The 11,419-nt window shown below is 62.8% G+C and carries 10 protein-coding genes; 7 read left to right on the top strand and 3 right to left on the bottom strand.

Annotated features, from left to right (window positions below; translation table 11 throughout):
- Nucleotides 1–19 precede the first annotated feature (19 nt).
- The 7 genes from rapZ to secG all read left to right on the top strand — a co-directional run bounded on the left by rapZ (nucleotide 20) and on the right by secG (nucleotide 7,568).
- The gene (gene rapZ, locus HMPREF2559_RS05050) at nucleotides 20–901 is read left to right on the top strand and encodes an RNase adapter RapZ (protein ID WP_066493206.1); all 882 of its coding nucleotides are present in this window, start codon (nucleotides 20–22) and stop codon (nucleotides 899–901) included.
- A 168-nt stretch (nucleotides 902–1,069) separates the two neighbouring features.
- Nucleotides 1,070–2,053, top strand: a complete 984-nt coding sequence (gene yvcK, locus HMPREF2559_RS05045; RefSeq protein ID WP_070539748.1) for a gluconeogenesis factor YvcK family protein — start codon at nucleotides 1,070–1,072, stop codon at nucleotides 2,051–2,053.
- A gap of 147 nt (nucleotides 2,054–2,200) precedes the next feature.
- Nucleotides 2,201–3,184, top strand: coding sequence for a DNA-binding protein WhiA (whiA, locus tag HMPREF2559_RS05040; RefSeq protein ID WP_168162235.1), 984 nt, complete (start codon nucleotides 2,201–2,203; stop codon nucleotides 3,182–3,184).
- A 664-nt stretch (nucleotides 3,185–3,848) separates the two neighbouring features.
- The gene (gene gap / locus HMPREF2559_RS05035; protein WP_066493213.1) at nucleotides 3,849–4,856 is read left to right on the top strand and encodes a type I glyceraldehyde-3-phosphate dehydrogenase; all 1,008 of its coding nucleotides are present in this window, start codon (nucleotides 3,849–3,851) and stop codon (nucleotides 4,854–4,856) included.
- A 253-nt stretch (nucleotides 4,857–5,109) separates the two neighbouring features.
- Entirely contained in the window at nucleotides 5,110–6,327 is a 1,218-nt protein-coding gene (gene pgk / locus HMPREF2559_RS05030) for a phosphoglycerate kinase (RefSeq protein WP_070539812.1), read from the top strand.
- 66 nt (nucleotides 6,328–6,393) lie between these two features.
- A complete protein-coding gene (tpiA, locus tag HMPREF2559_RS05025; protein WP_070539745.1) occupies nucleotides 6,394–7,173 on the top strand; it encodes a triose-phosphate isomerase in 780 nt (259 codons plus the stop codon).
- 158 nt (nucleotides 7,174–7,331) lie between these two features.
- Nucleotides 7,332–7,568: a preprotein translocase subunit SecG gene (secG, locus tag HMPREF2559_RS05020; protein WP_066493216.1), complete on the top strand. Its 237-nt coding sequence runs from the start codon at nucleotides 7,332–7,334 to the stop codon at nucleotides 7,566–7,568.
- A gap of 431 nt (nucleotides 7,569–7,999) precedes the next feature.
- Here the strand turns inward: secG and pgl are convergent, their stop codons facing one another.
- Genes pgl through zwf form a run of 3 tightly spaced genes read right to left on the bottom strand, consistent with a single transcriptional unit; the run spans nucleotide 8,000 to nucleotide 11,361 of the window.
- Entirely contained in the window at nucleotides 8,000–8,761 is a 762-nt protein-coding gene (gene pgl, locus HMPREF2559_RS05015) for a 6-phosphogluconolactonase (RefSeq protein ID WP_070539743.1), read from the bottom strand.
- Between the two features lie 29 nt (nucleotides 8,762–8,790).
- On the bottom strand, nucleotides 8,791–9,774 hold the full coding sequence (locus HMPREF2559_RS05010; protein WP_066493224.1) for a glucose-6-phosphate dehydrogenase assembly protein OpcA: 984 nt from the start codon (nucleotides 9,772–9,774) through the stop codon (nucleotides 8,791–8,793).
- 48 nt (nucleotides 9,775–9,822) lie between these two features.
- Nucleotides 9,823–11,361: a glucose-6-phosphate dehydrogenase gene (gene zwf / locus HMPREF2559_RS05005; RefSeq protein ID WP_082750359.1), complete on the bottom strand. Its 1,539-nt coding sequence runs from the start codon at nucleotides 11,359–11,361 to the stop codon at nucleotides 9,823–9,825.
- Nucleotides 11,362–11,419: the final 58 nt, after the last annotated feature.

The raw sequence follows: 11,419 nt of genomic DNA, 5'->3' as shown, positions 1-11,419 counted from the left end.
GGTACGCCCCGCGTCTACTATGGGGCATATGACGCAGTTTGAAACTCCCCCCATCCTGTTGACGGGTATGTCTGGCGGTGGCTTGTCTACCGCCGCCAAGGTCCTTGAAGACAAAGGCTATTACGTGGCCCAAAATATTCCGTCGGTCATGGTCATCGAGCTGCTCACACTCTGCGCCCAAGAGGACTCGCCGGTGACCAAAGTCGCCGTTGTTGTCGACGTGCGCAGCCGTGTCTTCCCTGGTTCGCTCATCGACACCATCAACGGCCTCGAAGAGGCCGATATGCGCCCGACGGTGCTGTTCATGGACGCGCGCGACGACGTACTCATTCGTCGTTTCGATGGCGTCCGCCGCACGCACCCGCTCCAGGGCGGGGATACCCTCAAGCACGGCATACAGCGCGAACGCGTGCAGCTCGCTCCCGTGCGTACCCGCGCCGACGTCATCATCGACACCACGAACCTCTCGGTGCATGACCTCCGCCGGGCCATCGAGGCCGCATTCGGCAACATGGGCTCCGAAAAGCAACACATCACGCTGGAGTCCTTCGGCTTCAAGCACGGTTCGCCGCGCGACGCCGACCTCGTCATGGACGTGCGTTTCCTCCCTAATCCCTACTGGGTGCCGGAGCTTCGTGGATACCGCGGCACGGATGCGCCCGTGAGCGACTACGTTCTCTCGCAGCCAGGTGCCGCGGATTTCGTTGACCGTTTCATCAACATGCTGGACTCCATGCTTGCTGGATACAGGCACGAAGGAAAGAACTTTATCACCATCGGCATCGGCTGCACCGGCGGGCATCACCGTTCGGTGGCCGTCACTGAAGAGATCGCGCGCCGCTTGCGCGACGAAGATCGCGTCGATGTCAGCGTTCTCCACCGCGACATCACACGCGATTAAATTCAGATGCGTCTCACGGGGAACCTTTCCTTTACTCCTTACCCCGTAACGACGCGACCTTTTTGGCCGATTACTAATAACGGCATAATAATTGTATAGGATTTCCCCAACTTAGTGCGCTCCCTGTGCGCTACCCCTTACTTGTTAGAAAGGAGCGGCGAACTCCCCATGGCTCGACTCCCTGCCACTCCCCATCACATCGCCTGCCTGGGCGGCGGGCATGGCCTCTTTCAAACCCTACTTGCCGCCCGTGACCTTGATTCGGAGAAAATCTCGGCGATCGTCACCGTCGCAGATGATGGCGGCTCGTCCGGCCGGCTGCGCCGTGAGCTCGATCTTATCCCGCCCGGAGACCTGCGCATGGCGCTGGCGGCCCTCGCCGACGACGGCGAGCAAGAAGGGTTGTGGGCCACCACGTTGCAGCACCGCTTTGGCGGAACCGGCGCTCTTGCCGGTCACGCCGTGGGCAATCTGCTCATCGCCGGACTCACGGAAGTGGTCGGGGAGATGCAGGAGGCGCTCGATATCGTCGCGCGTCTCACGCGCTCGCATGGCCGCGTCTACCCGGTCGTCGAGCAGCCGCTTGACATAGAGGCTGAGGTCGCCGGGCTCGATGAGGACCCGACGGTCATGCGCCCAGTCCGCGGACAGGTCGCCGTCGCCACCACGCCGGGTAATGTGCGCCGCGTTCGCATTCTTCCGCAGGCGCCGGCTGCTAACCCCGCAGCCCTCGAAGCCTTGTCACGTGCGGACTTCATCACGCTTGGCCCCGGCTCGTGGTTCACCTCCGTCATCCCGCACGTGCTGGTGCCCGACATTGTCGATGCAATTAACGCTTCCAGCGCACCGCGCGTCGTGGTGTTGAATCTGTCCGCTGAGCCAGGGGAGACCCACGGTTTTTCCGCGGAGCGCCATGTACAGGTACTTGCACAGCATGCTGCAGGACTGCACATTGACCGGATCGTCGTTGACTCGGCTGCACCGCTGGCGGATACGGAGAAGAAGTATCTGCAACGTGCTGCTGATTCTCTCGGCGCCGCGGTGGTTTTCGCTGAAGTGAGCGCACAAGACGAGGACGGCGGGCGCCGTAATCTCCACGATCCCGCGAAACTTGCGCTCGTCTTCGGCGAGATCTATCGCGGCGAGGTCTAGCCCGGCGCGCTAGACTATTGTTCGCTTTAAGTGCCGGAGCTGCGTGCCCCGGCAGCTTTCTACGCCCCAGGTAAGGAAAGCATGTCGTATTCATCGGACCGCAGCCTCGCACCCAAGGCGAGGAAGAAAGGGAGCGTCGAGGTGGCTTTGTCGCTTACAGAAAAGGTCAAACAGGAGCTGGCCCAGGTCACGCTGCCGCGTCAGTCGGCGCGTGCGGCAGAGGCGTCGGCCATGCTTCGGTTCGCTGGCGAACTGCACGTCAACGGCGACCACATGAGCTACGAAGTCGAATTCGATGATGAAGTGACGGCCAAGCGGCTCGCGGAATTCCTCGACGATCTCTACGGCGTGAAGTCCTCAACCCACATCGTGGGACCGGGCTCGACGTCAAAACGTCCGCGCGTACAGATGCGCGTGGGCGAGGCAAAGGAACTCACGCGCCGCCTTGGTCTCATTACGCGCTCTGGCCACCCCGTCATCGGCTTGCCACCGCAGGTCGTTTCCGGTTCTGTCGCCGACGCCGAGGCTGCGTGGCGCGGCGCTTTTCTTGCTCAGGGCGTGCTCACGGAACCTGGACGCTCGTCGTCTCTGGAAATTGTGTGCCCGCGTCAAGAGGCTGCGTTAGCGCTCGTTGGCTGCGCGCGCCGTTTGGGCATTGCCGCTAAGACGAAAGAAACTCGCGGCGCCGACCGCGTGGTCGTGCGCGAAGGGGATGCCATCGGTGCCCTGCTCACCAGGATGGGCGCGCACCGCACGCGCTTAGAGTGGGAACGCAAGCGCTTGCGCTCGGAGGCTCACGAGTCCTCCAACACGCGTCTGGAGAACTTCGACGATGCCAACCAGCGTCGTTCCGCGCGTGCCGCAGAGGCCGCAGCCAATCGCGTGTCCCGCGCGATGGACATTCTGGGCGACGACGTGCCCGAGCATCTGGCAGATGCCGGCTACCTCCGCGTGAAATTTCGCGATGCGTCGCTTGAGGAGCTCGGCCGCCACGCGGATCCGCCCATGACCAAGGACGCCGTCGCCGGCCGCATTCGACGCCTACTATCGATGGCCGACAAGCGTGCGGAAGAACTCGGTATTCCGGATACGCATGAGTACGCACACGGACCGAAGAACGACAGCGAGTAGTCGCTGTGGACGCGCCTCACGACTTCGTGAGGCATTTCTTTATGTCCGTGTGCGTCCGTTTTCCTGTATGTAGGCGTGAAGAACGCCGAGTGTTTGCCTAATGTTCATGTCCGAGACGCGGGCGCAGTGCTTCCGATGACAGAGTGCACATTGTGGCGCGATGGAGGATGGGGGTTCACAAGGGCGCAACCAGCCAAAGATACAGAAATTGGGCCTGGGCTGGTGCGATGCTGCTCCGCTTGAAGCACTGCGGTAGACGATCCAGGGTGCAGTCCCTTCTCAGTGGTGTTGCCTTACCTTGTTTTAGTCAGAGTGTGGGGTGATATTTATCGCAACGTAAATCAACACAAACGGGCATTGGGGAAATACGTCCATCTAGCTGGTGATTTGCGGTGTTTTTCGTCGTGATTCGTGATGTATCCCATAGCGAAACTGGTACTCTGATGTGGTTTTTAGTGGGGACGGGCAGTTTCTTGCTGCAGCATTCGGAAACAGTCGGTAGACTCGGAAGCGTTGGGAAGTTGTCGAGGACTTCGTCACACAGAAGAACACCATAGGTAATCCGCACGGCGCTCAGCGCGTTGAGCGGGAGAGACCACAATGACGCTTGAAACCTCGGTAATCCCATGGAATAACGAACGTCAATTTTTGAGGAGACACTAACGTGACTATCCGCGTAGGCATCAATGGCTTCGGCCGCATCGGCCGCAACTTCTTCCGCGCCGTCCAGCAGAACCCGGGCGACCTGGAGATCGTCGGCATTAACGACCTGACCGACAACCACACCCTGGCTCACCTGCTCAAGTACGACTCCGTGCTGGGAAAGCTCGGTGCTGAGGTCTCCTACGATGACGAGTCCATCACCGTCGACGGCAAGAAAATCCACGCTTCCGCTGAGCGCGACCCGAAGAACCTGAACTGGGCCGACCTCAACGTCGACGTCGTCATCGAGTCCACCGGCTTCTTCACCGATGGCGAGGCTGCTAAGGCTCACATCGAGGCTGGTGCCAAGAAGGTCATCATCTCCGCTCCGGCGAAGAACGTGGACGCAACCTTCGTCTACGGCGTCAACTCCGACTCCTACGACGCTGCAAACCACAACGTCATCTCCGCAGCCTCCTGCACCACCAACTGCCTGGCTCCGATGGCCAAGGTCCTCAACGACAAGTTCGGCATTGAGAAGGGCCTCATGACCACCGTCCACGCTTACACCGGTGACCAGCGCATCCAGGATGCTCCGCACCGCGACCTGCGCCGCGCTCGCGCCGCAGCCCAGAACATGGTTCCGACCTCCACCGGCGCTGCCAAGGCCGTGTCCCTGGTTCTTCCGGAGCTCGAGGGCAAGCTCGACGGTTACGCAATGCGCGTTCCCGTGATCACCGGCTCCGCAACCGACCTGACCTTCCAGGCATCCCGCGACGTCACTGTTGAGGAAATCAACGCCGCCATCAAGGAAGCTGCCACCGGCGAGTTCGGTGAGACCCTGGGCTACACCGAGGATCCGATTGTCTCCACCGACATCGTCACCGACTCCCACGGCTGCATCTTCGACGCTGGCATGACCAAGGTCTCCAACGGCAACCTGGTCAAGGTCCTCGGCTGGTACGACAACGAGTGGGGCTACACCAGCCAGCTCGTCCGCACCACCAAGCTCGTTGCCTCCAAGCTGTAAGAGTCAGGCTGCTCACCGCCGCGCTTCGTGAATCGCATGAACGTACACGCATCCATTACCGGCTCGGCGGATAAGCACCTGATATGAGTTACCGGCCCTCGCGAACGCCCTCCAGGGCTCGCGCGGGCCGGTATTCTTTTAGGGGCTAGGCGCGCCCCGTCATCACATCGACATTCGCGTCTCCTTTAGCTTTAAAACTGCATAGCTCGAACGACAACGTCGACTAATAAATCACTTCCAAGGAGATATGCTCATGGCATTCAAGACCCTCGATGATCTGCTCGCCGAAGGCGTGGAGTCCCGCCACGTCCTCGTCCGTTCTGATTTCAATGTCCCGCTCGACGAGGACGGCAACATCACAGACCCGGGTCGTATCAACGCCTCGCTGCCCACCATCAAGGCTCTCGTCGACGGTGGCGCAAAGGTCATCCTCACCGCCCACCTTGGTCGCCCGAAGGGCGAAGTCAACTCGAAGTACTCACTCGCACCAGTTGCGGAGGCGCTGTCTGAGGCCCTTGGCCAGTACGTCGCGCTGGCATCCGACGTCTCCGGTGAGGACGCACACGAGCGCGCCAACGGTCTCAACGACGGCGACGTCCTGCTCGTCGAGAACGTTCGTTTCGATGCTCGCGAGACTTCTAAGGACGAGGCTGAGCGCGGTGCCTTTGCCGATGAGCTCGTCGCACTGGCTGCTGACAATGGCGCCTTCGTCTCCGACGGCTTCGGCGTTGTCCACCGCGCACAGGCATCTGTCTACGACGTTGCCAAGCGTCTGCCGGCCTACGCTGGCAAGCTCGTGCAGAAGGAAGTTGAGACCCTCGCTACAGTCGCTGAGAGCCCAGAGCACCCGTACGTCGTCGTCCTCGGCGGCGCCAAGGTCTCGGACAAGCTCGGCGTGATCGAGGCCCTCGCTGGCAAGGCAGACAAGGTCATCATCGGTGGCGGTATGTGCTACACGCTGCTCGCCGCTCAGGGATACAACGTTCAGAAGTCCCTGCTGCAGGAAGACCAGATTGATGCCTGCAAGGAGCTGCTCGAGCGCTTCGGCGACAAGCTCGTTCTGCCGGTCGACCTCACCGCTGCGTCCGAGTTCGCTGCTGACGCCGAGACCAAGGTCGTCAGCCTCGACGGTATTCCGGAGGGCTGGATGTCCCTCGACATCGGACCGGAGTCCGTCAAGCACTTCGCCGAGGTCATCGCCACCTCCAAGACCGTGTTCTGGAACGGCCCGATGGGCGTGTTCGAGATGGAAGCTTTCTCCAAGGGCACCGCGGGTGTCGCACAGGCCATCATCGACGCCACCGCCAACAACGGCTCCTTCACCGTCGTCGGCGGCGGTGACTCCGCCGCGTCCGTCCGTCTGCTGGGCCTGGATGAGGACGGCTTCAGCCACATCTCGACCGGTGGCGGGGCTTCCCTCGAATTCCTCGAGGGCAAGGAATTGCCGGGCGTCAAGGTTCTGCAGGCTTAAGTAAAGCCTCGCGTCACGCACTCGACTTCGCTAATCGAACTCCACTAGAAAAGGACACCTCACACCATGGCACGTACCCCGCTTATTGCTGGTAACTGGAAGATGAACCTCGACCACCTCGAGGCTATTTCCCAGGTCCAGAAGTTCGCCTTCGCCCTGCCTAAGGACTACTACGAGAAGGTCGACGTGGCCTTCATGGTCCCGTTCACCGACCTGCGCTCCGTCCAGACTGTCGTCGATGGCGACAATCTGCAGATCACCTACGGCGCTCAGGACATCTCCAAGCATGATTCCGGCGCCTACACCGGCGAGGTTTCTGGAGAGATGCTCTCCAAGCTCGGCGTTACCTGGGCTGTCGTGGGCCACTCCGAGCGTCGCGAGTACCACGGCGAGACCGACAAGCTGGTCTCGGAGAAGGCTGCCGCTGCTATCAAGCACGGCATTTCGCCCATCGTCTGCGTGGGCGAGCCGCTGTCTGTCCGTGAGGCCGGCACCCACGTTGACTACGTTGTCAACCAGACCCGTTTCTCCCTCGAGGGCCTGTCTGCCGAGGATCTGAAGAAGACCGTCATTGCCTATGAGCCTGTCTGGGCCATCGGCACCGGCAAGGTTGCGTCTGCGGACGATGCACAGGAAGTATGCGCTGCTATTCGCCAGCTCGTGCGCGAGCTCGCCGGCGACGAGGTCGCTGACGGAATCCGCATCCTCTACGGCGGCTCCGTGAAGACTGACTCCGTCGCCGAGATCGTGGGCAAGCCGGACGTCGACGGCGGCCTCGTGGGCGGCGCTTCCCTCAACGGCGAAGACTTCGCTAAGCTCGCAGCTAACGCTGCTATCAACGCGTAGTTTCTAGACCGCCAAGCGGTAGGACTCGCACAACACCAGCACGGACCGGTACTCAATCCGGCCCGTGCTTCGTGTATTGTTGAGGGAAGCAATCGTGCCCGCCGTCATACGGCGCGTGGCGCGGAAGAGACTTATACACCCAAACAAGGAACGTTTACATGGTTCTGACCCTCCAGATCATTCTGGTTATCGCAGCTATCCTGATGTCCGTCTTCGTGCTTCTGCACAAGGGCAAGGGCGGCGGCCTGTCCAGCCTCTTCGGCGGCGGCGTCCAGTCCAACCTGTCGGGTTCCACGGTCGTCGAGAAGAACCTCGACCGCTACACCATCGTGATGGTTATCGTGTGGCTCGGGTGCATCGTTGGTCTTAACCTCATCCAGGCTTTCGCCGGATAGGCTCGTAGCTCGCGCTACCGTGCGGTGGCCAGCTCCACTTGGGAGCTGACCACCGCATTATTTATGCCAGGGTGACGCCGTGCCCGGCTGCAATGCCATTGAGAATGAAAGCAATTTTCCGGTCAAGGTTGCCGTGTTCGAGCCACTCCGGAGTCGGCCGTGGCGTCCTCGGGGGCAGTGCCTGCGTAGTAGTCACGTCCTTGAAATTCGTGGGTCCCCGGTGGCGGGGGCGGGGGTCGATGGCGATGACGGTTCAGCTGGTGCCGTGGTCACGAAAGCTTCTGTGCAGGACGGGGCCGCGCGCCGACGCGGCTGGGCCGGCGGGCAACTAGGGTAAGGCCTTCTCGACTCTGAACGTAATTCGACGAGTATGTTCAAAAAAATACCCGCCCACCACGATTGAGGGCGAGCGGGAAAGCTGTGCGAGGGCTTTAGATATCGCCGGCGGCGTCTTCAGCGACGTAAAGGATGGTCTCGACGCGGCCTTGTGCGCCGCAGGCCGGCCAGTAATCGGGGTCATCGCCGTGGGCGACACGCGCGGCCGCCTCGGCCTTGGCCTCGCCGGCGACGAGCAGCCAGACGCGATTTGCCGACTGCACGGCCGGGAGCGTGAGCGTGAGGCGCTCGGCCGGGGGCTTGGGTGAGTCGGAGACGGCGACGACGCGGCGCTCGGTCTCACGGACGGCATCGGAATGTGGGAAGAGAGAGTTGATGTGGCCCTCGCCGCCCATGCCGAGCAGATGGAGGTCGAAGCCCTGAGGCGCGTATTCCTCCAGCTCGGCCTCATAGGCCTGGGCGGCGGCTTCCATGGCGATGGCGCCGAGGTCATAGCCGTGGATGTGGGGCTCGGGGATGTCGACGTGCTGGAGCAGCGCGCCGCGGGCCTGGCCCTCGTTTGAGTCCGGGTCAGAGGTAGGCACATTGCGCTCGTCGCCGAAGAAAATGTGCACGCGGGACCAATCAACGCGCAGGGCCGGGAAGTCCTCGCCCTGGGAATCCGCCGCCGCGTCGAGACGGGCGAGCTCACGGAGCATTCCGATGCCCGCGCCACCACCAGTGAGCACGACGCGTGCGACGCCATCCCCATGGACTCCGCCGCCAGGCGCCTGTGCGGCGGCCACAGTCTCGATGAAAGCGAGGGCGGTCTGTCGTATGAGATCCTGAAGGTCGTCGACGCGGTGAACGGTAACCATGGTTATCTATTGTGCCTTAAAAATGTGGGTTATGAGTATGAAACGCGGTTGAGTGCGCGCAATGCGTGGGCATAGGTTTTATCTGCATGGAGGTAGCGCAGCTCCTCTGAAAGGACCTCGGCTTGGGTGCGCACGCCCAGAGCCACGAGGGATTCGGGAGCGCCCGGGACGGAGACGCGCACCGTGGATTCGTCGATAACCTCGACGGTGATATCGGTGTTCGCGCGGTAGAAGACGAGCTTCCGGATGGGGAAGTATGCGTCGCCCTTGGTAGGGTCGGCGACGGAGTTGAGGTCCGTGTCACCGAGCGTGATATCGCAGTCGGTGCGGCGTACGGCGACGGCGAGGCGATCGGCGAGCCACGCGGCGGCGAGGTCCACGGCGGGATCGCCAGCCGGGCCGGAGATTTCCACGGCTTCGACGGGCTCGTGCGGGTGGCGGTCGAGCGCGGAAGCGACGATGCCGCGCCAGAGGGTGAGCGAGGCCCACGTCATGTCCGAATCGCCGGGGGCGTAGCCGCGTGAGAGTTGCTGCAGGCGCAGGTAGACGGTCTCCACGTTGTACTCGGCGGCGCCAACGTTGGTGATGCGGCGCTGGGCGAGCGCGCCCACGGGATGGTGGGACGGGGCCTCGGGGAACTGGCTGGGCCACCAGGCGACGATGGGGGTATCGGGAAGCAGCAGCGGCGTGATGACGGCCTCGGCCTGGTCTGCCAGCGAGCCGTGGAGGCGCATGACGACCATCTCGGAGGCGCCGGCCTCGCCGCCCACGCGCAGCTGCGCGTCGAGCGCGGTGGGGGCGCTGCGGTCGCCGGTGACGACAACGAGCACGCGCGAGGGGTGCTCGTGCGAGGCGTCGCGCACCGAGGCAAGAATCGCTTCGATATCGTCCGCGACATCAGCCACGACGATGAGCGTGAGCACGCGGCCCGTGGTGAGCGTGTAGTGCTCCTGGGCCTCGACGAGCTTCGAGGCAATTTCGCGGGTGCTCGTGTGCGGCAGCGGGATAATCATGCTGGAAGTAAACCCTTCTGGTCTGTGGAGAACGACTCGAGCTGGTGGTTAGGGGCGGCGCCAGGCGTGGCCACGGCGCGCGAGCATGCGGTCGGCCGAGCGCGGGCCCCACGTGCCTGCGGGGTATTCCTCCGGCTGTCCGGCCTCGGCCCAGTAGTTGAGGATGGGGTCGAGGATGGACCAGGACAGCTCGACCTCGGCGTTCGTGGGGAACAGCGAGGACTCATCGAGCAGGGCGTCGAGGATGAGGCGCTCATAGGCTTCGGGGGATTCCTCCGTGAAGGCCTCGGCGTAGGCGAAGTCCATGTTGACGTCACGGACCTCCATCGTGGAGCCGGGGACCTTGGAACCGAAACGCATGGTCACGCCCTCGTCCGGCTGGACACGGATGACGACGGCGTTTTGGCCGAGGGCCTCGGTTTGGCCTTCGCCGAAGGGCTGGTAGGGCGCGTGCTTGAACACGAGGGCGATCTCGGTGACGCGGCGGCCCAGGCGCTTGCCCGTGCGCAGGTAGAACGGCACGCCGGCCCAGCGGCGGGAGTTCACCGAGAGCGTGCACGCGGCATAGGTCTCCGTGGAGGAGTGTGGGTCGAAGCCCTCTTCCTCGCGCAGGCCTTGGACATACTCGGAGCCTTGCCAACCGGCGGCGTATTGGCCGCGGGCGGTCGTCTTATTGAGCGGGTACTCGGGCTTCGTGGCGCGCAGAACCTTGATCTTCTCGGCCTGAAGCGCGGCGGGCTCGAAGGAAGAGGGCTCTTCCATGGCGACGAGCGCGAGCAATTGGAGGAGATGGTTCTGGATGACGTCGCGGGCGGCGCCGATGCCGTCGTAGTAGCCTGCACGGCCGCCCAAGCCGATGTCCTCGGCCATGGTGATCTGGACGTGGTCGATGTAGTGGGCGTTCCACATCGGCTCGAAGATCTGGTTGGCGAAACGCAGGGCCAGGATGTTTTGCACCGTTTCCTTGCCGAGATAGTGGTCGATACGGAAGACCGAGGACTCGGGGAAGACGGCGTTGACGATGGCGTTGAGTTTGCGTGCCGACTCTTGATCGTGGCCGAAGGGCTTTTCGATGATGACGCGGCGCCAGGCGTCCGTGCCCTCGGCGGGCGTGGCCATGCCGACGCGCTGCATCTGGTGGCAGATCGTGGAGAAGAAGTCCGGCGGGACCGACAGGTAATAGGCCCAGTTGCTGCCGGTACCGCGGGCGACGTCGAGCTCGGCAAGGCGGTCGCGGAGGAGATCGAAGCCGGCGTCGTCGAAGCTACCAGTGACGAATTCGATACCTTCGGCCAAGTGCGTCCACACGTTTTCGCTGAAGGTGGTGCGTGCGCCCTTTTCTACGGCGCCGCGCACGTAGTCGCAGAAATCCTGCTTCGACCACTGGCGGCGGCCGAAGCCCACGAGCGTGAAACCAGCAGGAAGCAGGCCGCGGTTCGCCAGGTCATAGATAGCGGGAAGGAGTTTCTTGTAGGCGAGGTCTCCGGTTACGCCGAAGATGACCATGCCGGAGGGGCCCGCAATGCGCGGTAGGCGCTTGTCGTTGGCGTCGCGCAGGGGATTGACCCAGGGTCGTGGGGCAGTCACGGGGCAGATGCTTCCTTTCACCACAGTGAGGGTGCCGCGAGGATCGCGGCAGCCACTA

The organism is Corynebacterium sp. HMSC072G08 (assembly GCF_001809185.1).
GTDB lineage: Bacteria > Actinomycetota > Actinomycetes > Mycobacteriales > Mycobacteriaceae > Corynebacterium > Corynebacterium phoceense.
This window is presented reverse-complemented; position numbering and strand designations above follow the sequence as displayed.